The following is a 22,746-nucleotide window of genomic DNA, read 5'->3' as shown; positions in this document are numbered from 1 at the left end:
GTTGCGCGGGTTGCCGCGTCAGTTCAGTTGCGCCATCAGCGCGTCGGCGCCCTTGTCGAGGCCGGCGGTGGCGGCTGCGAGCGCGCCGACGCTGGCCTTGATGTCGTAGGCGCCCGGATATTGCTTGGTGACGTAGGCAGAGAGCAGACGCGCGGTGGCGGCATCGAAGATCTCGACGCCATAGACGACCGAGCCGGTCATCGTCCCCTCGCCGTCGCGCGCGGCCTGCACGCCGTTGTAGACGGCACCGGCGAGGTCGAAGCGCGAGAGCGTGCCGAGCACCGGCGTGTTGGTGACGGCGCCGGTGAGCGTCAGCCTGATCCGCAGCGTGTTCGGTCCGCGCTCGCGCACCAGCGCGAAGCGGCCGCGCAGCCGCTCGGCAAAGGAATTCTGCATGTAGGCGGCGAGCGTCGCCTTGTCCCTGTCGGACATGTCGCCGAACTGATGATCCTTGCCGCGGTAAAGCACGACGGGATCGAGGATCACTTTATTATATGCGCGCCAGTCGACCGGCGTGGAGTAGCGGTAGGGCACGCGGCCGGAGGCGTCCGACCTGTCCGGGGCCATGTAGGCCGAGGACGCCATCTCCGAATAGGGCACGGGCGCGACCGAGGCGCAGCCGGCCGCGGCCGCGCAAAGCACCAGCGTTCCCAGACCGCGCAGGGCGATCGAGCGATCCATTCCAGACTCCTCTAGCGGCTTTCAGCAAAGGCGATGGGGACCGCAGCCGCGTTTTGGGACCAGACGCGGCTGCGGCGCTCACCATTGCCGGCCCAAGGCATCGTCCGGGGCCATTTCAGACGCCTTGGGCCGTCTCAGTGTTTCCATTTATAAAACCGACCAGTTGGTTTGTAAAGTACGGAAATGAGGACCTGGCACATTTGGCCGCAGGCGCGGTTTTGGGCAGCGTCCGGTTGGGGTTCGTTAACGATGAATCAGGCGCGCTTGCGCGCCGCGCCAGCCTTCGCCGCGGATGCCCCGCCGGCTTTTGCGGCGCGGGCCTTGGCCGGCTTTTCGAGCGGACGCCATTGATCGTCATCGAGCAGACGCGCGAACAGCCGCTGGTGCTCGTCCTTGCCAAGCGGCGACATGCCGAACAGCGAGCTCAACAATAGTCCCCGCGCCGCTGCCCAGCGCAACAGCGCGAGCTCGGGATCAGCGGCCTCCGCCTTGATGGCCTCCACCCTCTTCATCTCGCGGTCGCGCGGCAGCGACATCAGGCCGGGATTCTCGACCATGGCCGCGACCAGCGCCAGCGCGGCGGAATTCGGCGACGTGGCCGCTTCGCGCACGGTCGCAAGCTGCGTGGCCAGATTGGGATTCGCCGAGGTCTCACTCACCTTCGCCATATAACGGGTTGAGAATTCCTCGAAATGCTCCATCTGCCGCTCCAGCAGCGCCTTGAGCACGGCTTCCTTGGTGCGGAACTGATGCATCACGCCGCCCTTGCTGAGGCCGCTCTCGCGCGCGATGGCATCGAGTGTCAGCCGGCCGGGCCCGTCGCGCGCAATGATCCTGATCGCCGCCTCGAGCGCGGCGTTGCGGGATCGTTCGGAGCGTGTGGCATTGTCCATGGCCGACTTGTCTCCGTGACAGGACAATGAATCAAGTGAAAACAGGACGCGCTGTACATTTTTTGTGCGAACACTGTCGAGACTTTCATCTTGCGGCGCCGAATGAGACTATGTGAGCCTCGATACCGGATGGGGACTGGGATGGGCCGGCCGTAGCTTTGCGCGCCATGACGTGCGAAGCGTTTGCGGCTGGTCTCGCTTGAGAAAGATACGACATGCCAAAACGAGTGTTGCTTGGTGTCCTCCTGGCTTGCGGCCTCACGGCCTCGGCGCTGGCGCAAGAGCCGAAAACGGGGGGCGTGATCAATGCCGTGATCCAGCCCGAGCCGCCCGGCCTGATGCTTGCGATGGTCCAGAACGGCCCGGTCCAGATGGTGTCGGGCAACATCTTCGAGGGCCTGCTGCGCTACAGCCCCAAGCTCGAGCCGCAGCCGGAGCTCGCCGAGAGCTGGACCGTCAGCGAGGACGCCAAGACCTACACCTTCAAGCTCAAGAAGGGCGTGACCTGGCATGACGGCAAGCCCTTCACGTCAGCCGACGTCTTGTTCTCGATCGAGATGCTGAAGCAGACCCATGCGCGCGCCCGCGCCAACCTCGTGCAGGTCGACAAGGTCGAGGCGCCCGACGATTACACGGTGGTGTTCACGCTGAAGCAGCCGTTCGGACCGTTCCTCGGCATCTTCGAGGTCGGCTCGATGCCGATGGTGCCGAAGCATCTCTATGAAGGCACCGACTGGAAGACCAACCCCTACAACAATGCGCCTGTCGGCACCGGCCCCTTCATGTTCAAGGAATGGCAGAAGGGCTCGTTCATCCGCATGGTCAAGAACCCGAACTACCACGAGAAGGGCAAGCCCTATCTCGACGAGGTCTATTGGCAGATCATCCCCGACGCCGCCGCGCGCTCGGTGGCGTACGAGACCGGCAAGGTCGACGTGCTGCCCGGCGGCTCGGTCGAGAATTTCGACGTGCCGCGGCTGTCCAAGCTGAAGGATACCTGCGTCACCGGCGCCGGCTGGGAGTTCTTCTCGCCGCTGGCCTGGCTGTGGCTGAACAACCGCCAGGGACCGCTCGCGGACAAGCGGGTGCGGCAGGCGATCATGTATGCGATCGACCGCGATTTCGCTAAGGACGTGATCTGGAACGGGCTCGGCAAGGTCGCGACCGGCCCGTCCGCCTCGACCATCAAGTACTACACCGCCGACGTGCCGAAATATCCGTACGATCCGGCCAAGGCCAAGGCGCTGTTGAAGGAAGCCGGCTACAAGGGCGAGAAGATCCGCCTGTTGCCGCTCGCCTATGGCGAGACCTGGCAGCGCTGGGGTGAAGCCGTGAAGCAGAACCTCCAGGACGTCGGCATGAACATCGAGACGATCGCCACCGACGTTGCCGGCGGCAACCAGAAGATCGGCGACTGGGACTACGACATCGCCTTCACCTATCTCTACCAGTACGGCGATCCGGCCCTCGGCGTCGGGCGCAACTACGTCTCCAGCGCCATCGCCAAGGGCCAGGTGTTCAACAATGTCGAGGGCTACTCCAACCCGGAGATCGACAAGCTGTTCGCCGACGGCGCCGTCGCGACCCCGGATTCCAAGCGCAAGGAGATCTACGAGAAGGCGCAGAAGATCCTGGTCGAGGACGTGCCGGTGGCCTGGATGCTCGAGCTGCAATTCCCGACCATCATGCGCTGCAAGGTCAAGAACCTGATCACGACCGGCATCGGCGTCAATGACGGCTTCAAGGACGCATGGCTCGACAAGTGATGGTGCTTCCGACTTCACCTCTCCCCGCTTGCGGGGAGAGGTCGACGCGCTCGCGGAGCGCGGCGGGTGAGGGGGTACAGGTCCGTCAGCATTCTCACGCGTGGAGAGAGGCCCCTCACCCCACCCCTCCCAGAGCGAGCGAAGCTCGTCTCGGCCCCGCAAGAGCGGGGCGAGGGAGCGCACTACCCCAGTGGCCAAAGGTCACGTCACCCAATATGAACCACCCATAATATGCTCTCCTTCGTCGCTCAGCGTGTCGTGAAGGGCGTGATCGTCCTGCTCGCGATCGTCGTCCTCAATTTCTTCCTGATCCGGCTTGCGCCCGGCGACCCCGCGGTCGTGATGGCGGGCGAGGCCGGCGCCAGCGACCAGATCTTCGTCAAGCAGCTCCGGGAAAAGTTCGGCCTCGACAAGCCGCTGCCGGAGCAGCTCTTCATCTACGTCAAGGGCGTCGTCACCCTCGACCTCGGCTTCTCCTTCCGCCAGCAGGCGCCGGTGTCGAAGCTGATCCTCGAACGGCTGCCGGCGACCCTGCTGCTGACGCTGACCGCCTTCGCGATCTCGCTGATGCTCGGCGTCCTGTTCGGCAGCTTCGCGGCACGCTTCGCCGGAACCTTTCTCGACACCGGCATCACCGTGTTCGCCCTGATCTTCTACGCCATGCCGATCTTCTGGGTGGCGCTGATGGGCATCCTCCTGTTCTCGGTCACCTTCGATTGGCTGCCGAGCTTCGGCTACGAGACGGTCGGCGCCAATCTCACCGGCCTTGCCCACGCGGTCGACGTCGCAAGACACCTGATCATGCCGGCGATGACGCTCGGCCTGTTCTTCATGGCGACCTATACCCGGATGACGCGCGCCTCGATGCTGGAGGTGAAGCGCCTCGACTTCGTCAAGACCGCGCGCGCCAAGGGCCTCTCCGACGCCGTGATCCAGCGCCGCCACGTGCTGCGCAACGCGCTGCTGCCCGTCGTGACGCTCGCCGGCGTGCATTCCGGCACGCTGATCGGCGGCGCCGTCATCACCGAGACCGTGTTCGCCTGGCCCGGCATCGGGCGCCTGATGTACGACGCGCTGCTGCAGCGGGACTACAACCTCCTGCTCGGCGTGTTCGTGATCTGCTCCGCCATGGTCCTGATCTTCAACCTCATCACCGACCTCGTCTATCGACTGGTCGATCCGCGCATCGAATTCGCCTCATGAAACAGTTCTGGAAATCGATGTTGCGCAGCCCGAGCGGCGTCATCGGGCTCATCATCCTGTTGCTTGCGATCGGCATCGCGGTGTTCGGACCGATGCTGTTCCCGAACTCGCCCTGGCGCATGGTGCAGCGGCCGTTCCTGCCGCCGTTCACGCTCTCGACCGTGCCGCTCGGCACCGACGCGCTCGGCCGCGACGTGTTCGCCGGCATGATCTTTGGCGCACGCGTCTCGCTGCTCGTTGGCCTCGTCTCGACGCTGGTGGCGCTGGTCGTCGGCGTGCCGATCGGCGCCATGGCCGGCTATTTCGGCGGCAAGGTCGACGACGCCCTGATGCGCTTCACCGAATTCTTCCAGACCATTCCGAGCTTCGCGCTGGCGATCGTGCTGGTCGCGATCCTGCAGCCCTCGATCTATTCGATCGTGGCCTCGATCGCGGTGGTGAGCTGGCCGCCGGTCGCCCGCCTCGTGCGCGGCGAGGTGCTGTCGCTGCGCACGCGCGAATACGTCCAGGCCGCCGTGGTCACCGGCCAGAGCAACACCTGGATCATCCTGCGCGAGATCCTGCCCAATGCGCTGTCGCCGGTGATCGTGCTGGCCTCGCTGATGGTGGCGACCGCGATCCTGCTGGAATCCTCGCTGGCCTTCCTCGGCCTCGGCGATCCCAATCTGATCTCCTGGGGCTATATGGTCGGCGCCGGCCGAACCGTGATCCGGCAGGCCTGGTGGATCACGGTGTTTCCCGGCGTCGCCATCCTGATCTCGGTGCTCGGCTTGAACCTGATCGGCGAAGGCCTCAACGACGCGCTCAATCCGCGGCTGTCGCGGGAGGGGCGCTGATGATGACCGCCCCTCCCGCCGTCTCCATCAAGAACCTGCAGATCGCATTGCCCAAGGGCGCCGAGCGTGCCTTCGCCGTCGATGGCGTTTCGCTGGACCTTCGGCCCGGCAAGATCGTCTGCGTCGTCGGCGAATCCGGCTCCGGCAAGTCGATGTGCGCGCATGCGCTGATGGGCCTGTTGCCGGATACGGTCAACGTCACCTCCGGCGAGATCCTGTTCGAGGGCCGCGACCTGCTCAAGCTGGATGACGACGGCTGGCGCGATCTGCGCGGCCGCCGGCTGGCAATGATCTTCCAGGAGCCGATGACCGCGCTCAATCCCTTGATGCGGATCGGCGACCAGATGGCGGAGATGTTCGAGGCCCACGGCCTGCTCACGCCCAGGGAGCGGCGCGCAAGAGCGCTGGCGCTGGCACGCGAGGTCGGCCTGCCCGACCCCGAGCGCATCGTCCGCGCCTATCCGCACCAGCTCTCCGGCGGCCAGCGCCAGCGCGCCATGATCGCGATGGCGCTCGCGCTCGAGCCCGCGGTGCTGGTGGCGGACGAGCCGACCACCGCGCTCGACGTCACCACGCAGGCGCAGATCCTGAAACTGATCCGCAACCTCCAGCGCAACCGCAACATGGCGGTGATGTTCATCACCCATGATTTCGGCGTGGTCGCCGATATCGCCGACCAGGTCGTGGTGCTCCGGCACGGCAAGGTGGTCGAGGAAGGCCCCGCCGCCAACGTCTTCGACGAGCCCCAGCACGACTACACCAAGGCGCTGCTCGCGGCCGTGCCGTCGATGGATCCGCCGGCGCGCGAGCCGCTCGACGACCAAGCCAGGGCCGTCGAGGTGATCGGGCTGGACAAGACCTACGTCACCTCGGGCGGCTGGTTTCGCGAGGACCGCCGCGTCGATGCCGCGCGCGAGGTCAACTTCAACATCCTCAAGGGCGAGACGCTCGGCCTCGTCGGCGAATCCGGTTCCGGCAAGTCGTCGGTGGCGCGCCTCGTGATGCGGCTGATCGAAGCCGACCGCGGCACGGTGCGGATCGGCGAGACCGATCTCACGCAGCTTTCGGGCAAGGCGCTGCGCACCGAGCGCCATCGCATCCAGATGATTTTCCAGGATCCGTTCGCCTCGCTCAATCCGCGCCGCAAGATCGGCCACATCATCGCCGACGGCCCGATCGCAGCCGGTGTCGATCCGAAAGTGGCCTTCGACCGCGCCCGCGATCTCCTGAAGATGGTGGGCCTGGACGCCGGGTCGCTCGAACGCTATCCGCATGAATTCTCCGGCGGCCAGCGCCAGCGCATCGGCATCGCTCGCGCGCTCGCGCTCGAGCCCGAGATCATCGTTGCCGACGAGGCCGTCTCCGCGCTCGACGTCTCGGTGCAGGCGCAAGTCTTGCGGCTGCTCGAAGACCTCAAGGCGCGCCTCGGCCTCTCGATGCTGTTCATCACCCACGATCTGCGCGTCGCCGCCCAGATCTGCGACCGCATCGCGGTGATGCAGCGCGGCGCCATCGTCGAGCTGAAGCCGACAGCGCAGCTGTTCGCCGCGCCCGAGCACGCCTATACGCGCGAGCTACTCGCGGCGGTGCCGGGGCGGAAGGAGCGCGCGGCTTCGGAGATCTCGATCACGTGAAACCGAGATTGCGGACCAGCATGTAGATCGCCACCGCGAATATGAGCGCCGCGAATACGGTGTTCAGTGCTCCTTTACGCTCGGCGAGCGAGCTGGCCGAGCGGGCGCCGAAGAGCCCGCCGAGAACTCCGCCGGAGACAAACAACGCGGCAAGATACCAATCCACGAGGCCCGACAGGGCGTAGTTGGCCGCCGTCGTCAGCCCAAAGACGGTCACCGCCACAAGAGAGGAGCCGACCGCATAGAGGATCGGCATGCCGGTGGCAGCGATGAGCGCCGGCACGATCAGGAAGCCGCCGCCGATCCCGAAGAAGCCGGACAAAGCTCCCGTGACAAGCCCAAGGGCGAGGAGCTTCGGCAGGTTCTCCCGGTTGAGCCGGACCGATGGCTCGCCCGCGCCGGAGCGCCCTTTCAGCATCAGCGCTCCCACGACCATCATGACAATGGCGAACAACGCCAGCAGCTTCTGGCCCTCGACGATCTTGCCGAGGGTGGAGCCGAGGAAGGCGCCGGCCACGCCTGCGAGTGCGAATACGGAGGCGCAGCGCCACTTCACGTTGCCAGCACGGGCGTGGTTGACGAGGTTAGCGGCAGCGTTCGCCGCGACGGCGATCGCGCTGCTACCTATCGCCACGTGCGGATCTGACACGCCGACCAGATAGACGAGGAGCGGCACGGCCAAAATCGAGCCGCCACCTCCGACCAGCCCTAGCGAAAAGCCGACCAGCGAGCCGGAGGCGAGGCCGAGTGCGCCTTGAGTCAACGACAGCATAGCGGACAGCTCCTCATTTCAAACCGCTATCGCCCGGCTCGTGCGGGCGAGCCGTAGACGCCGCGGTTCCAGGGCGCGCGCATGAGAATGCGGGCCATGCCGCAAAAGCCGGTGAGGCCGGCCGTGATCAGCCCGGCGCCGACGAAGGCCGGCACGGCGAAGAACCATGGCGACACGAAGAGGCCAAGCAGCGTGCCCACGACAGCAAGACTGCCGGCGCCGATCTGCACCTGGCGCTGAAGCTCCAGCGGTTGACGCCCGTCAGTCACGACCGGCATGCCGGCCTTGCGCCACGCATCGAGCCCGCCGTCGATGACAAAGGCTTCGCCGGTTTCGCCGAGCTTCGCCGCGAGCCGCGATGCGTTGGCCTGAGTGCGGGCGCCGCTTTTGCAGTGAAAGATGACCGGCTTGCCCTGATGTACGGCAAGGTCGACCTCGTCGAGCTTCGACAGGGGCAGGTGCCGTGCGCCGGGGATTTTCTCGCGGACGTGCTCATCGACTTCGCGGATGTCGATCAGGAGAGCGCCGCGCTCGATAAGCCGGCGCGCCTCGGCTGGCTTGATTGTGGGCAATGACATGATTGGTTCCTCTACGGTCTTGAACTAGTTCTTCGTCTTGACGGGTTTGCAAAAGAGCCTGTGCAGCGTGGCAAAGAGCTGCTCGATGCGCGGATCGGCGATGCGGTACCAGAGCGTCTGGCTTTCGCGCCGAAAGGTGACGAGGCCCTCCTCACGCATCCTGGCGAGGTGCTGCGAGAGCGCCGATTGCGACAGACCCACGGCTTCCGCGAGGGCATTCACGTTGCTCTCGCCGCATTCGACGAGGTTGCACAGGATCATCAACCGACGCTCGTTGGCGAGCGCGCGCAGAATGCCGGCAACCTCAACCGCCTGCTTTTCGAAGGTCTCTAGATCGAAGGCTTGGAAGGCCATTGGCCGCTCCTTATTTTAGCTATTGCTAATTTAGCTATACCTAATATATATGTCAAGACCAACCGAGCCGGGAGCATCAGGAGAAACAAGCCATGTCGGGACAACCCATCATCCGAGCGTTCTTTGACGAGCCCACCAACACCGTCAGCTATCTGGTTGCCGATCCGGCGACGACGAGGGCCGCTATCATCGATCCGGTGCTTGACTATGATCACAGCTCGGGTGAGGTGGACACGCGTTCGGTCGAGGCGATGTTGAAGGCCGCGGAAGATGCGGGCTACATGATCGAATGGGTGCTCGAGACGCATGCCCACGCCGACCACCTCTCTGGCGCCCCTTTCATCAAGGCGAAGACCGGCGCAAAAATCGGCATCGGCGAGCACATCAAGGATGTACAGCGCATCTTCCGGCCAATATTCAACGCCACCGACTTGAAGACCGACGGCAGCGACTTCGACCGACTCTTCCGGGACGGCGAGCGGTTCAAGATCGGCGAACTCGACGTAGATGTGATCTACACGCCGGGGCACACGCCCGCCGACGTCTCTTACAAGATCGACGAAGCCGTGTTCGTCGGCGACACCCTGTTCATGCCGGACTACGGCACGGCTCGCGCCGACTTCCCCGGCGGCGACGCGCACAAGCTCTACCGGTCGATACAGCGGCTCCTGGCGCTGCCGCCCGAGACGCGACTGTTCCTGTGTCACGACTATAGGGCTCCCGGCCGCGACACCTACGCCTGGGAAACGACCGTGCACGAGGAGCGCGAGAAGAACGTCCATGTCAAGGAAGGCGTCACGGAGGATGAGTTTGTGGCCACGCGCCAGGCGCGCGACGCCAAGCTCTCGGCGCCGCGGTTGCTGCTACCCTCCATCCAGGTCAACATCCGCGCCGGCAAATTCCCCCCGGCCGAAGCCAACGGAGTACGCTATCTCACTATTCCCGTGACGCTGAAGGGAGGAGCGGGAACCTGCGTTTAAGCGCAGGCCAGCCGGTATCGTCCGCGACTCTCATTTGTTGGAGGCGCAGGCCTTGCAACGAGCGCTTTTGACCGTGAGCCGATATGGGACCGAATCGGACTGAGCGCACCGACGCGGTCACGCGCTTTTTATTCTTCGTGACCGCCTGCACAGCTTCAAAGCTGCGGGCGGTCTCCTACATCGGGAAGGGATGATTTCCATCATCTCATGGCGGACTTGCCAAGTAATATATGGAGCGGACATGGGTGAAGTTATTCAGTTCGTCTCGCGATCCGAGCGCGAGCGAGCGCGCCTCATTCGAGAGGCACGCGCGATATATGACAGCATCTTCCCGCCGGCTGATCCCGTCAGCGGCCAGCAAGACGCAACGATCGGTCGCGCGGCCAGCGGCGCCGCTTCACATCGCAGCGACGCGGGCCATCTGTCGTGATCAAGATCATCGCCGTGCTCTGCAGTCTCTCCTCTCCGACAAATTGCCACGAGCAGACTGTCACCAGCTCGGACTTCGCCAATGTCTCGGTGCAGTCCTGTCTGATGGGCGCGCCACAGCTCGCCGAATGGATGAACCAGCATCCGGCCGAGCGCCTGGCGGGATGGCGCTGCGTGATTGGCAAACACGACGGCAGGGGAATTTAGCAAGAAAGATCACTTTCCCCTGGTAATCCCTTCGATGTGAATGCCCATTCGGGACGGCTGCGGTGACTGACGAGCACCAGCCGAGCCTGGGATGGCTCGAGCAAATCGCACGGTGACGACCGTCCATCGCCGGAGTAGCCTACCACCTCGCTGTTTGGCAGTGAGGGGGAAGCCGGATGGAAGTCGCGAGCCTCGTTCTTCCCGTGTTCGCGATCATCGTCACCGGCTGGCTGGCCGGCGCGCTCGGCTATCTCTCGCGCACGCTCGCCGATGCGCTGGTGCATTTCGCCTACAACGTGGCGATGCCGGCGCTGCTGGTCGTCACGATCGCGCGGGAGCCGGCGCGCAATCTGCTGGAATGGCGCTTCCTGCTCGCGTTTGGCGGCGGCTCGCTGCTCTGCTTCGCGCTCGTCTTCGTGGCGGTCCGCGCCGGCGGGAAGCATGATCTCGCCAGCAGCACCATCCATGGCATGGCCGCGGCCATGACCAACACCGGCTTCGTGGCGCTTCCGATCCTGCACGCGATCTACGGCCAGCCCGCCGTCCTGCCCGCCGCGGTGGCGACCGTGTTCGTCGCCGCTGTGATGTTTCCGATCACGGTCATCCTGCTGGAAAGGGACGCGCGCGGGCCTGCGCACTCCGCTGGCCTCGCGAAACAGATTCTGCTCAATCCGATGGTGCTGTCGACGCTCGTTGGGCTCGCATGGGCGATCACGGGTCTGCCGATTCCGCCGCCCGTTGCCGCCTACCTCAACATGATCGCGGCCGCGCTCACGCCCTGCGCGCTGTTTGCCATCGGGCTCGGCCTGTCGGCCGAAGGCTTGCGATCGAATCTGAAGGCATCGTTCGCGCTCTCGGCCGTGAAGCTGGTGGTGATGCCGCTGATCGTCTACGGACTTTGCGTGATCACCGGCCTCGATCCGCTTTACACCGCCGCCGCCGTCGTGTGCGCAGCCGTGCCGACCGCGAAAACCGTGTACGTTCTCGCCCACGAGCACAAGGTCGAGGAGAAACTGGTTGCGGCCACCGTCTCGGTCACGACGATGCTGTCGGTCGCGACCTTGCTGGTCGCGCTCACCCTGCTCTCGGGCCTTGCGGCCGGCACGCGCTGACCGGCATCGGCGCGCGCCGCTATCGCGTGGTGTTGCTCCAGGTCGGGACCGAGTTGGTCACGCCGACCGACGGCCAGTTGTACGTTCCAATCGACGGCGCCGTGACCGTTCCGACCGTCTGTCCGGACGACCCGTAAGCGGGCCTGCCCTGCGCCGCCGGCAATCCGGCGCCGCCATAGGCCGGGGCCACCACACCGGTGCTGTAATGTCTGCTCGACCGGTGCTTCTTCGCCTCAGCCGCGAAGGGCGCGGCAAGCAGTCCGGTCGTGATGAGCGCGGCAATGGCGAGTTTGACGGTTGTCATGGCTGATCCCTTCGATAGCGGGCCCGTTGTGCCATCTGTTCATTCGTCGGAAGATTTCCATAGCACTCCGTTCATAACTCCGTGCGCACCCGAAGGTGCCGGAGCGCCGGGGCGTGCCCTCGCTGCCTTCGGATGGACCCGAATCAGCGGTAGTGCATTGCCCTCAGCAGCTCCCCCGAACGCGATTGACATGACTGGCCCCGAACTGAAGCAACTCCGCGCCGACCTCTCCGATGCCCTCGAGCGCAAGCTCACCGCGGCCGACATGGCCAGGCTGTGCGGATTGCCGGAGAAGGGCGGCGCCGACACCATCCGGCGCTGGGAGGTCAGCGGCCCGACGCCGTCGGCGACGAAGGTGCTGCGCGTGCTCGCGATGGCGAGCGAGCGCTATCCGATCCTGGAGAAGTTCGACATCTTCGATCGTCACGACGTGCGCGAGGAAGACCGGCCGGCAAAGCGAGCGGCGTTCCGCGAGCAGATGCGCGATGAGGCGCGGCGGCGTCTTGGTTAACAAGAGCCGCACGCAAGTTACCGGGAAGACGCGACGTTAAGCCTTCCTTCAGCATTTCTTAAGTCGCCATTAAGCACGAAAATCATTTACAGCCCAATAAGTTAGGTTGGCTGTCGTTGTGCCACGGATGTGACAGCATTTTCGTCAAAAGCGAGCTATCTGCAAAACCAACGACGGCGCGGAAAGCGCGCCTGCCGGGGACCTAAGTGTTGGAGTTTGGACTATGAAGAAGATTCTGTTTGCGACCGTCGCGCTGCTCGTGGTGGGCGCCGCTGCGCCGGCCGTCGGCGCCGATCTCGGCAACCGCAACTACTACAAGGCGCCCGCGCCGGCCTATGCCGCGCCGATCTACAACTGGACGGGATTCTATCTCGGCGCCCATGTCGGCGGCGCGTTCTCCAGCGACAACAATTTCAGCGGCCTCTCCACCGGCAACAACGGCAACGGCCGTTTCCTCGGCGGCGTGCAGGTCGGTGCGGACTGGCAGTTCAACCCGAACTTCGTGGTCGGCGTCGAGGGCCAGTATTCCTGGCTCTCCGGCAGCGTCGGTGCGGTGTTCCCGGGCGGCGTCGCCTACACCAACGACCAGCGCGGCCTCGGCTCGATCACCGGCCGCGTCGGCTACACCTGGGGTCCGGGCCTCCTCTACGTGAAGGGCGGCTACGCCTATTCGGACAACAACGAGAAGGTCACGGTCGGCGGCGTTCCGACCGGCTTCATCATCGATGGCGATCATCGCAACGGCTACACCGTCGGCGCCGGCCTCGAATACATGTTCGCGCCGAACTGGTCGGCCAAGGCCGAGTACCAGTACTACAATTTCGGCGACGCGCACTTCACCGCGGGCCCGCTCGCGGGCACCGGCAACTTCACCACCGACGACCACACTATCAAGGCTGGCGTCAATTATCGCTTCAACTGGGCCAACTCGACGGTCGCGCGCTACTGAGCGGTTAGCAAAACCTTATCCTGACGAAGGGCCGGCATCTTGCCGGCCCTTCTTTTTTCGCTCTGCGGAACCAGCACAAGCAATTGCACCAATTGCGATTTTTTTAACCGGCCCGACCGATACTGCCCGCCACAAAACAGAAGCAAGAGCGTGGGGGAAGTTCGATGGCGATCCGTCTGGGGCTGGGCCGTTTTCCTGGCAGTTTCCTTGGCCGATTGAGGCCTCGTTTCAAGATGCCGACATGGGGCGTGCGCGGCAGCTTGTTCGCGGCCTTCGCGGTGATCGCGGGCATGGGCCTCGTGATCTCGGCCGGCGCCGGCCTGGTGCTGCAGAATCTCGGCGGACGCATGACTGAACTGAGCGGGCGGGACATTCCGCGCCTCGCCGCCAGCCTGCAATTGTCGGCACTGAGCGCGAGCCTTGCGGCACAGGGACCTGCCCTGCTTGCGGCTCAAAGCGAGGACGCCCTGAACGAGCGCACCAAGAAGCTCAGGGAATTTCAGGAGCAGACGCAGCAGAAGCTCAACGAGATCATCGAGCTCGGCGGCGACAAGGCCGTCGTCTCCGGACTCAGCGAGACGATGAAGAGCATCAACGAGGCGGCCCAAAGCCTGGCCAAGGCCGCCCGCGAACGGCTGGACATCGCGGCCCTCCATGACAAGCAGTATGACGCGCTGCGCAACGCGCAGGGCGCGTTCGTCGGCGCGGCCAGTCCGGCGATGCTGGACGCGCAGACCCGGGTCAACGCCATTCTCGGCTCGGCCAATATGTCCGCCGAAGATGCCAACGAAGCTGCGCAGACCGTCGGCCAGCTCGGCAACGTCGTCGCCAGCGGCAATCTCGCAGCCGCCGACATGAGCGCGGCGCTGTCGGCGAACACGAGCGACAAGCTCGACGACATCCAGAAGGAATTCAAGACGGCGCAAGGACGCCTGCGGTCCAACCTCGACCTGTTGCCGGACAATCAGGGCAACAAGATGCTGCGCGAGACCGCGGAAAAGCTGCTGGCGCTCGGCACCGGCAAGACCGGCGTGTTCAATCTGCGCGAGAAGGAGCTCGACTCCGTCGACTACGGTCAGACCATCCTGGACGAGACGCGCAAGCTCAATGTCGGCCTCGGCATCAGCGTGCAGCAGCTCGTCGACGGCGTGCAGAAGGAGACTAACGCATCGACCTTCCAGGCGCGGCAGGAGATCTCGCTGGCGACGACCGCAATGCTGGCGCTGGGCGCGCTGACGCTGGTCGGCTCGGCCCTGTTCGTCTGGCTCTATGTCGGCCGCAACATCCTGCGCCGGATCACCGGCCTCCAGCGCGCCATGCAGTCACTCTCCGCCGGCGATCTCGACACCGAGATCGCGCGCTCGAAGCATAGTGACGAGATCGGCGCGATGACCGACACGCTGACCGTGTTCCGCGATAGCATGGTCGAGGCCCGTGCGCTCGCCGGCGAGCAGGACAAGGATCGCCTCGCCAAGGCCGAGCGTGCCGCACGCATCGAGGCGAGGATCGCCGAATTCGAAAGCACGGTGCGCACCGCGCTGGACAATCTGGCGCAATCGGCCAATTCGATGCAATCGACCGCGCAGAGCATGTCGAACACCGCTGACCAGTCCAACGCATTGGTCAACGCAGTCGCCTCCGCCGCGGAGGAGACCTCGGTCAACGTGCAGACCGTGTCGGCCGGCACCGAGCAGCTGTCCTCCTCGATCGCCGAAATCAGCCGTCAGGTGGTCACCTCGGCCGGGATCGCCAAGAAGGCGGTGGACGAAGCCGGCGCGACCGACGCCACGGTGCAGAGCCTCGCCGACAGCGCGAGCCGCATCAGCGTCGTGGTCGATTTGATCCAGACCATCGCCTCGCAGACCAATCTGCTCGCGCTCAACGCCACCATCGAGGCGGCTCGCGCGGGCGAGGCCGGCCGTGGCTTCGCGGTGGTCGCCTCCGAGGTGAAGAGCCTCGCGAGCCAGACCGCGAAGGCGACCGAGGAGATCCGCACCCAGATCGCCAGCATGCAGGACGTGACGACCTCGGCGGTCGGCGCCATCCAGGGCATCGGCCGGATCATCGGCGAGATCAACGACGTCACCACGACGATCGCGGCTGCCGTCGAGGAACAGGGCGCGGCCACCCGCGAGATCGCGCGCAACATTCAGCATGCCGCCGGCGGCACCAGCGAGGTCTCCAGCAACATCGTCGGCGTCTCCACCGCCTCTGCCGAAGCCGGCGCTGCGGCGAGCGAAGTGCTGGGCGCCTCGGACTCGCTGCGCCGCGAGGCCGACCTGCTGCGCGGAGAGATCGACGCGTTCCTCAACAACATGCGGGCGGCCTGATTGTCATTCCGGGGCGGCGCTTAGCGCCGAACCCGGAATCTCGCGCGACGACCTCCAGATTCCGGGTTCGCGCTCACGCGCGCCCCGGAATGACCGGCATTTTTGGGCTGCGCTCCATCCGGGTCACGGAAAAATCCGGCCCGGAATGACCGCTATGCGAGCCGAACTCGCGTCCTTTTTCGGCTGGCGCGGCGCGCCCGCCGGGTTTAAGTCGGTAGCATGAACGCAAAGACCGACACCGTGCAGTCCTCCGGCGAGGCCCTGCGCTACCCCTGGGACCAGCATCCCGGCCCCGACGAGGTCGTGGAGGTGAAGCCCGGCGTGTTGTGGGCGCGGCTGAAGCTGCCGTTCCGCCTCAACCATGTGAACATCTATCTGCTCGCCGACGGCGACGGCTATGCCATGGTGGATGCCGGCTTCGGCAACGAGGAGACGATCGAGGCCTGGACGAAACTGTTCGACGGGCCGCTGAAGGGCGTCAACATCACCCGCCTGATCGTCACTCATTCGCACCCCGATCATGTTGGCCTCGCCGGGTGGATCATCGAGCGGTTCAACTGCCCGCTGGTGATGTCGCAGGTCGAATATCTGCAATCGGTCTATCACCAGAACCGCGGCACCGAGGAGCGGCAGGAGGCGCAGCGGCTGTTCTTCCGCCGCCACGGCATGGACGAGTCACTCACCGAAAAGCTGCTCGGGCGCGGCCAGGACTATCTCAAGCGCGTTTCGGTGCTGCCGCCGTCCTACCGCCGCATCTCGCATGGCGACGACGTCGTGATCGGCACGCGCCGCTTCAAGGTGATCACCGGCGGCGGCCACGCGCTCGACCAGGTGATGCTGTATTGCGCCGACGACAAGCTGTTCCTTTCCGCCGACCAGGTGCTGAGCAAGATCTCGCCCAATGTCAGCGTGTGGGCGGTCGAGCCCGACCAGAACTCGCTCGGCGAATATCTCGCCTCGCTCGCCAGCCTCACCACGACGCTACCCTATGACGTGCTGGTGCTGCCCGGCCACGGCGTGCCGTTCTACGGGCTCAAGACCCGCATCAAGCAGCTCGCCGACCACCACGAGGAGCGCTGTCGCCTGATCGCGGAAGCCTGCCGCGAGGTGCCGCAGACCTCGCGCGCCTTGGTGCCCGTGGTGTTCAACAAGCACGTGCTGGACGAACACCAGATGGGCTTCGCCGCCGGCGAGCTGGTCGCCCACGTCAACTACATGATCGTCGAGGGCCGGCTGACGGCGGAGACCAAGAACGGTGTGCTGCAGTTTCGGACGACGTGAGTCTTTCGCCTCTCCCCGCCTGCGAGGAGAGGCCGACACGCGAAGCGTGGCGGGTGAGGGGGAGTCTCCGCGAATCCCACTATCACCGTGATTGCCGAAACAGCCCCTCACCCCAACCCTCTCCCCGTAAGGACGGGGCGAGGGAGCGGACCTCCGCCGCGGCTGGCATCACTTCATATTCGCGATCGCGTGCAGGGCCGCGATGTAGCCGAACGGGCCCAGCCCGCAGATCACGCCTGAGGCCACGAACGAGATCTTGGAGTGCCGGTGATATTCGTCGCGGGCGTGGATGTTGGAGATGTGGACTTCCAGCACCGGGCCTTCGAACGTCTTGATCGCGTCCATGATCGAGACCGAGGTGAAGGAGAGGCCGGCCGGGTTGATGACGATGGCATCGGCGTCCTGCCGCGCCGACTGGATCAGATCGACCAGCACGCCCTCATGGTTGGACTGGTGGAAAGCGAGCTTGAGCCCGAGCTTCGCGGCGGCTTCCTCGCAGCTCGCGTTGACCTCTGCGAGAGTCGTGGTGCCATAGATGTGCGGCTCGCGGATGCCGAGCATGTTGAGGTTGGGACCGTTGAGGATCATCACGCGCTTCATGGGAAAGTCCTTTCGAATGAAGATCTGCTGAATTGCGTTGCCGGGCCCAAGGCAGGCCGAGGCTGCCGTATCGGCCCCTCGCGACGCCTACCGCAAAGCAGCATTACACGAGCCCGTGAGTTCTTTGATCGGGATCAAGTCGTTCCTTGGCCGATAGGGCATTTTGCCCAAATGCCCTCCAGGGCCAAATGTGGGATAGCGCATAGACATTGGAGCTGGAAAAGCTCTAAGAAGATGCGCCCCCTTGGTCAGGTTCCGTTGCAGGTTTTGCCGATGGATTACAGCCAGTTCTTCAATTCTGCCCTCGACCGTCTCCACACTGAACGGCGCTACCGCGTGTTCGCCGATCTGGAACGGATGGCGGGCCGGTTCCCGCACGCGATCTGGCACTCGCCCAAGGGCAAGCGCGACGTCGTGATCTGGTGCTCCAACGACTATCTCGGCATGGGCCAGCACCCGAAGGTGGTCGGCGCCATGGTCGAGACCGCGACGCGCGTCGGCACCGGCGCAGGCGGCACCCGCAACATCGCCGGCACGCATCATCCGCTGGTGCAGCTCGAGGCCGAGCTTGCCGACCTCCACGGCAAGGAAGCCGCGCTGCTGTTCACCTCTGGCTACGTCTCGAACCAGACCGGCATCGCGACCATCGCAAAGCTCATTCCGAACTGCCTGATCCTGTCGGACGAGCTCAACCACAATTCGATGATCGAGGGCATCCGCCAGTCCGGCTGCGAGCGCGTCGTGTTCCGCCACAACGACCTCGCCGATCTCGAAGCGCTGTTGAAGGCCGCGGGTCCGAACCGGCCGAAACTGATCGCCTGCGAGAGCCTCTATTCCATGGACGGCGACGTCGCCCCGCTCGCCAAGATCTGCGATCTCGCCGAGAAATATAATGCGATGACCTATGTCGACGAGGTCCACGCGGTCGGCATGTACGGCCCGCGCGGCGGCGGCATCGCCGAGCGTGACGGCGTCATGCACCGCATCGACATTCTGGAAGGCACGCTCGCGAAAGCGTTCGGCTGCCTCGGCGGCTACATCGCCGCCAACGGCCAGATCATCGACGCCGTGCGCTCCTATGCGCCGGGCTTCATCTTCACCACCGCGCTGCCGCCGGCGATCTGCTCCGCCGCGACCGCCGCGATCAAGCATCTGAAGACCTCGAGCTGGGAGCGCGAGCGCCACCAGGACCGCGCCGCCCGCGTCAAGGCGATCCTCAATGCTGCCGGCCTCCCGGTGATGTCGAGCGACACCCACATCGTGCCGTTGTTCATCGGCAATGCCGAGAAGTGCAAGCAGGCCTCCGACCTCCTGCTGGAAGAGCACGGCATCTACATCCAGCCGATCAACTATCCGACCGTCGCCAAGGGCAGCGAGCGCCTGCGCATCACGCCCTCGCCCTATCACGACGACGGCCTGATCGATCAGCTCGCCGAAGCGCTGCTGCAAGTATGGGACCGCCTCGGCCTGCCGCTGCGCGAAAAGTCGCTGGCGGCGGAGTAGGCTCCGGTCGTCCTGGCGAAAGCCAGGACCCGTTCCCCCGACTCCGAATTGTTGCAGCTCGCTGGAGCAACCTGCGCGCCTATAACCACGTCCTGTGGTTATGGGTCCTGGCTCCCGTGCGCAATTGCGCACTAGGCCAGGACGACGTCGGGGTTGGCACCTTAACGACAACCCCAGTTCCCGTCCCGGCACGGCATTTCGCTGTCGCTTGCGTCCATCCAACGCGCTAGATTTGCAGGGAAAATGAGATCGGGCGCCGTCGCGCCCAGGGAGAAGCACGCTCGCCATGCTGCACGACTGGGGCGTGATTGCCGCCGCCTTTGGCTATATCGGCTTCCTGTTCCTGGTGGCGAGCCATGGCGACCGCCGCTCGCCGGCCGGGCGCGGACGTGCCTCCGGGCTGATCTATCCGCTGTCGCTGGCGATCTACTGCACCTCCTGGACCTTCTTCGGCTCGGTCGGTTTTGCCACCCGCACATCCACCGACTTCCTCGCCATCTATGTCGGCCCGATCCTGATGATCGGGCTCGGCGCCGGCGTACTGCGCCGCGTGATCCAGCTCGCCAAGGCCCACAACATCACCTCGATCGCCGACTTCATCGGCGCCCGCTACGGCAAGAGCCAGGCGGTGGCGGCGACCGTGGCGCTGATCGCGATCATCGGCTCGGTGCCCTACATCGCGCTCCAGCTCAAGGCGGTCGCCTCCTCGCTGGGGACGATCCTGAGCGAGGATCAGGCTTTCTCCCACATCCCGATCCTCGGCGACATGGCGCTGATGGTGACGCTGGCGATGGCGGCCTTCGCCGTGCTGTTCGGCACGCGACAAACCGACGCCACCGAGCATCAGCACGGCCTGATGCTGGCGGTCGCGACCGAATCCATCGTCAAGCTGGTCGCCTTCCTCGCCGCCGGCATCTTCGTCACCTTCTGGATGTTCTCGCCGCATGAATTGATCGAGCGCGCGATGAAGACGCCGGAGGCGGTGCGCGCCATCAATTATTCGCCGTCGATCGGCAACTTCCTGACCATGACGCTGCTGTCGCTGTGCGCGATCATGCTGCTGCCGCGCCAGTTCCATGTCAGCGTGGTGGAGAATTCCTCCGATGCCGAGGTCGGCCGCGCGCGCTGGCTGTTTCCGCTCTATCTCGTCGCCATCAACCTGTTCGTGATCCCGATCGCGATCGCCGGCCTCGTCAGCTTTCCCTTCGGCACGGCCGACCCCGACATGTACGTGCTGGCGCTGCCGATAGAGGGCGGCGCGGATCTGCTCAGCGTCGCCATCTTCGTCGGCGGCCTGTCGGCGGCAACCGCGATGGTTATCGTCGAATGCGTCGCGCTCTCCATCATGGTCTCGAACGACCTCGTGGTGCCCCTGGTGCTGCAACGGCGGCCGGAGGGACGCACCGGCGGCGCCGATTTCAGCGACTTCCTGCTGCGCTCGCGCCGGCTCGCGATCTTCGCCATCATGGTGATGGCCTATTTCTACTACCGCGCGCTCGGCAACACCCAACTCGTCGCGATCGGCCTCTTGTCCTTTGCCGCCATCGCCCAGCTCGCGCCGAGCTTCTTCGGCGGGCTGTTGTGGCGGCGGGCGACCGCGCGCGGCGCGATCGGCGGCATGCTGGTCGGCTTCGTAGTGTGGCTCTACACGCTGTTCATTCCGAGCTTCATGGATTCCTCGACCGCAGGCATCCTGCTGCTCCTGCACGGCCCGTTCGGGATCGAGGCGCTGCGGCCGCAGGCGCTGTTCGGCGCCGACCTGCCGCCGCTGATGCACGGCGTCATCTGGTCGCTGTCGCTCAACATCCTCACCTATGTGCTGCTGTCGCTGGCACGGCGGCCCTCGTCCATCGAGCTGGTGCAGGCCGATCTGTTCGTGCCCGACACGCTCGCGCCGATCTCCCCGAATTTCCGCCGCTGGCGCACCACCGTCACCGTGCAGGACATCCAGACCACGGTGGCGCAATATCTCGGGCCCGACCGCGCCCGGCATTCGTTCGAGGCCTTCTCGGCACGGCGCAATGTGCGGCTCGAGCCGGCAGCGCCCGCCGATTTCGAGCTGCTGCAGCACGCCGAGCACCTGATCGCCTCCTCGATTGGAGCTGCGTCCTCGCGCCTCGTGATGTCGCTGCTACTGCGCAAGCGGACGGTCTCCGCCAAAGCCGCGCTGAAACTGCTCGACGATTCCCATGCGGCGCTGCATTTCAACCGCGAGATCCTCCAGACCGCGCTCAACCATGTGCGCCAGGGCATCGCGGTGTTCGACGCCGACCTGCAACTGATCTGCTCCAACCGGCAATTCGGCGATCTCCTCAACGTGCCACCGCATTTCATCCAGTTCGGCACGCCGCTTCGCGAAATCCTGGAATTCATGGACGTGAGCAATCCGGCCGATCCGATCGAGCGCGAGGCCATGCTGGAGCGGCGGCTTGCCGCCTATACCACCGACAGCGAGCCCTATCTCGAGCGCCTGCCGGACCGCCACATGGTGATCGAGGTGCTCACCAACCGCATGCCCGGCAGCGGCTTCGTCATCACCTTCACCGACGTCACGCCCACCTTCGAGGCCGCGGAAGCGCTGGAGCGCGCCAATGCGACGCTGGAAAAACGGGTGCGCGACCGCACCGAGGAGCTGACGCGGCTGAACTCCGAGCTGGCGCTGGCCAAGAGCACGGCGGAAGACGCCAGCATCTCCAAGACGCGGTTCCTCGCCGCCGCCAGTCACGACATCCTCCAGCCGCTGAACGCGGCGCGGCTCTATGTCACCAGCCTGGTCGAACGCCAGCACAGCGGCGAGGAGACGCGGCTGGTCGAGAACATCGACGAATCGCTCCAGGCCATCGAGGAAATCCTCGGCGCGCTGCTCGACATCTCCCGGCTGGACGCCGGCGCGATGGCGACCTCGATCTCGAGCTTCAAGATGGCCGATCTGATGCGCTCGCTGGAGATCGAGTTCGCTCCGATCGCGCGCGCCAAGGGCCTCGATCTCACCTTCGTGGCCTGCTCGCTGCCGGTGGAGTCGGACCGCCTCCTGCTGCGGCGCCTGCTCCAGAACCTGATCTCCAACGCGATCAAATACACCCCGCGCGGCCGCGTGCTGGTCGGCTGCCGCCGCCGCGGCGCCTCGCTCAAGATCTGCGTCTACGACACCGGCGTCGGCATCCCCACGGTCAAGCGCGGCGAGATCTTCAAGGAATTCCACCGCCTCGAGCAGGGTGCGCGGATCGCGCGCGGTCTCGGCCTCGGCCTGTCGATCGTCGAACGGCTGGCGCGCGTGCTCAACCACGGCATCGCCATCGACGCCAATGTGAGCGGCGGCTCGGTATTCTCGGTGACGGTGCCGACGGCGAAGGCGATCACCCTCACCGCCGCCGTGACCAGCGCGACGCCGCTGGCGCGCACGCCGATCGCGGGCGCGCTGATCGTCTGCATCGAGAACGATGCGGCGATCCTCGACGGCATGCGGACACTGTTGAAGGCCTGGAACGCCGAGGTGATCGCGGTCGCCGATCCCGAAGGCGCGATCGCCGCGATCGAAGCTGCGGGCAAGCGCGTCACCGGGCTGCTCGTCGACTATCACCTCGATCGCGGCAACGGCATCGCCGCGATCCGCGACATCCGCCGCCGCTTCGGCGACGCCATTCCTGCGATCCTGATCACCGCCGACCGCAGCCCCGCCGTGCAGTTGGCCGCGCGCGACGAGAAGATCGCCGTGCTGAACAAGCCGGTGAAGCCGGCCTCGCTGCGCGCCCTGCTCGGGCAGTGGCGCACGCAGCAGATGGTGGCGGCTGAGTGAGACAGACCTGCTGACGACCGCCCCGGT

At 65.3% G+C, this 22,746-nt stretch carries 21 protein-coding genes; 14 read left to right on the top strand and 7 right to left on the bottom strand.

Annotated elements, in window-relative coordinates; genetic code table 11:
* Window positions 1-18: 18 nt before the first annotated feature.
* A complete protein-coding gene (locus tag BM118_RS15815) occupies window positions 19-681 on the bottom strand; it encodes a DUF3313 domain-containing protein (RefSeq protein ID WP_092186474.1) in 663 nt (220 codons plus the stop codon).
* 254 nt (window positions 682-935) lie between these two features.
* Window positions 936-1,574 carry a TetR/AcrR family transcriptional regulator gene (locus BM118_RS15810; protein ID WP_092186473.1) on the bottom strand — a complete coding sequence of 213 codons (639 nt, stop codon included), beginning with the start codon at window positions 1,572-1,574 and terminating at the stop codon, window positions 936-938.
* A 215-nt stretch (window positions 1,575-1,789) separates the two neighbouring features.
* On the opposite strand from BM118_RS15810, the gene BM118_RS15805 reads away from it, so the two are divergent.
* From BM118_RS15805 to BM118_RS15790, 4 genes are all read left to right on the top strand, one after another.
* Window positions 1,790-3,340, top strand: coding sequence for an ABC transporter substrate-binding protein (locus BM118_RS15805; protein ID WP_092186472.1), 1,551 nt, complete (start codon window positions 1,790-1,792; stop codon window positions 3,338-3,340).
* Between the two features lie 231 nt (window positions 3,341-3,571).
* Entirely contained in the window at window positions 3,572-4,543 is a 972-nt protein-coding gene (locus tag BM118_RS15800) for an ABC transporter permease (RefSeq protein ID WP_092186471.1), read from the top strand.
* Window positions 4,540-5,379: an ABC transporter permease gene (locus tag BM118_RS15795; RefSeq protein WP_025575214.1), complete on the top strand. Its 840-nt coding sequence runs from the start codon at window positions 4,540-4,542 to the stop codon at window positions 5,377-5,379. Before BM118_RS15800 ends, BM118_RS15795 begins: the two co-directional genes overlap by 4 nt.
* 2 nt (window positions 5,380-5,381) lie before the next feature.
* Window positions 5,382-7,013, top strand: a complete 1,632-nt coding sequence (locus BM118_RS15790; protein ID WP_177234439.1) for an ABC transporter ATP-binding protein — start codon at window positions 5,382-5,384, stop codon at window positions 7,011-7,013.
* On the opposite strand, the gene BM118_RS15785 is transcribed toward BM118_RS15790, so the two are convergent.
* The 3 genes from BM118_RS15785 to BM118_RS15775 are packed head-to-tail and all read right to left on the bottom strand — an operon-like array spanning window position 7,006 to window position 8,717.
* Complete coding sequence (locus tag BM118_RS15785) at window positions 7,006-7,785, bottom strand: sulfite exporter TauE/SafE family protein (protein ID WP_092186469.1); 780 nt, start codon at window positions 7,783-7,785, stop codon at window positions 7,006-7,008. The genes BM118_RS15790 and BM118_RS15785 overlap by 8 nt on opposite strands.
* Before the next feature lie 26 nt (window positions 7,786-7,811).
* A complete protein-coding gene (locus tag BM118_RS15780; RefSeq protein WP_092186468.1) occupies window positions 7,812-8,363 on the bottom strand; it encodes a rhodanese family protein in 552 nt (183 codons plus the stop codon).
* A 24-nt stretch (window positions 8,364-8,387) separates the two neighbouring features.
* Entirely contained in the window at window positions 8,388-8,717 is a 330-nt protein-coding gene (locus BM118_RS15775; protein WP_092186467.1) for an ArsR/SmtB family transcription factor, read from the bottom strand.
* Between the two features lie 92 nt (window positions 8,718-8,809).
* Here BM118_RS15775 and BM118_RS15770 point away from each other — a divergent pair, with 92 nt between their 5' ends.
* The 4 genes from BM118_RS15770 (at window position 8,810) to BM118_RS15755 (ending at window position 11,445) form a co-directional block, all read left to right on the top strand.
* Window positions 8,810-9,697: an MBL fold metallo-hydrolase gene (locus BM118_RS15770; RefSeq protein WP_092186466.1), complete on the top strand. Its 888-nt coding sequence runs from the start codon at window positions 8,810-8,812 to the stop codon at window positions 9,695-9,697.
* Window positions 9,698-9,938: 241 nt separating this feature from the next.
* On the top strand, window positions 9,939-10,127 hold the full coding sequence (locus BM118_RS42315; protein ID WP_092187022.1) for a hypothetical protein: 189 nt from the start codon (window positions 9,939-9,941) through the stop codon (window positions 10,125-10,127).
* The gene (locus BM118_RS15760; RefSeq protein ID WP_092186465.1) at window positions 10,124-10,333 is read left to right on the top strand and encodes a hypothetical protein; all 210 of its coding nucleotides are present in this window, start codon (window positions 10,124-10,126) and stop codon (window positions 10,331-10,333) included. Before BM118_RS42315 ends, BM118_RS15760 begins: the two co-directional genes overlap by 4 nt.
* A 176-nt stretch (window positions 10,334-10,509) precedes the next feature.
* Window positions 10,510-11,445 carry an AEC family transporter gene (locus BM118_RS15755; protein WP_092186464.1) on the top strand — a complete coding sequence of 312 codons (936 nt, stop codon included), beginning with the start codon at window positions 10,510-10,512 and terminating at the stop codon, window positions 11,443-11,445.
* Between the two features lie 19 nt (window positions 11,446-11,464).
* Here the strand turns inward: BM118_RS15755 and BM118_RS15750 are convergent, their stop codons facing one another.
* Window positions 11,465-11,749: a hypothetical protein gene (locus BM118_RS15750; RefSeq protein ID WP_092186463.1), complete on the bottom strand. Its 285-nt coding sequence runs from the start codon at window positions 11,747-11,749 to the stop codon at window positions 11,465-11,467.
* Window positions 11,750-11,939: 190 nt separating this feature from the next.
* Here BM118_RS15750 and BM118_RS15745 point away from each other — a divergent pair, with 190 nt between their 5' ends.
* The 4 genes from BM118_RS15745 (at window position 11,940) to BM118_RS15730 (ending at window position 16,820) form a co-directional block, all read left to right on the top strand.
* Entirely contained in the window at window positions 11,940-12,260 is a 321-nt protein-coding gene (locus BM118_RS15745) for a hypothetical protein (protein ID WP_025575206.1), read from the top strand.
* A 223-nt stretch (window positions 12,261-12,483) separates the two neighbouring features.
* The gene (locus tag BM118_RS15740; RefSeq protein ID WP_092186462.1) at window positions 12,484-13,209 is read left to right on the top strand and encodes an outer membrane protein; all 726 of its coding nucleotides are present in this window, start codon (window positions 12,484-12,486) and stop codon (window positions 13,207-13,209) included.
* Between the two features lie 164 nt (window positions 13,210-13,373).
* Window positions 13,374-15,539 (top strand): methyl-accepting chemotaxis protein, encoded by a 2,166-nt coding sequence (locus BM118_RS15735; protein ID WP_092186461.1) that lies wholly within the window; start codon window positions 13,374-13,376, stop codon window positions 15,537-15,539.
* A 219-nt stretch (window positions 15,540-15,758) separates the two neighbouring features.
* Window positions 15,759-16,820 carry an MBL fold metallo-hydrolase gene (locus tag BM118_RS15730; protein ID WP_092186460.1) on the top strand — a complete coding sequence of 354 codons (1,062 nt, stop codon included), beginning with the start codon at window positions 15,759-15,761 and terminating at the stop codon, window positions 16,818-16,820.
* A gap of 168 nt (window positions 16,821-16,988) precedes the next feature.
* Here the strand turns inward: BM118_RS15730 and aroQ are convergent, their stop codons facing one another.
* Entirely contained in the window at window positions 16,989-17,420 is a 432-nt protein-coding gene (gene aroQ / locus BM118_RS15725; protein ID WP_025575201.1) for a type II 3-dehydroquinate dehydratase, read from the bottom strand.
* A 273-nt stretch (window positions 17,421-17,693) separates the two neighbouring features.
* On the opposite strand from aroQ, the gene hemA reads away from it, so the two are divergent.
* Entirely contained in the window at window positions 17,694-18,923 is a 1,230-nt protein-coding gene (hemA, locus tag BM118_RS15720; protein ID WP_092187021.1) for a 5-aminolevulinate synthase, read from the top strand.
* Between the two features lie 286 nt (window positions 18,924-19,209).
* Window positions 19,210-22,719 carry a PAS domain-containing hybrid sensor histidine kinase/response regulator gene (locus BM118_RS15715; protein WP_092186459.1) on the top strand — a complete coding sequence of 1,170 codons (3,510 nt, stop codon included), beginning with the start codon at window positions 19,210-19,212 and terminating at the stop codon, window positions 22,717-22,719.
* The last annotated feature ends 27 nt before the right edge of the window (window positions 22,720-22,746 follow it).

The organism is Bradyrhizobium sp. cf659 (assembly GCF_900113725.1).
GTDB lineage: Bacteria > Pseudomonadota > Alphaproteobacteria > Rhizobiales > Xanthobacteraceae > Bradyrhizobium.
The sequence above is the reverse complement of the archived record's forward strand: the minus strand, read 5'-3'. Positions and strand labels throughout refer to the sequence as shown.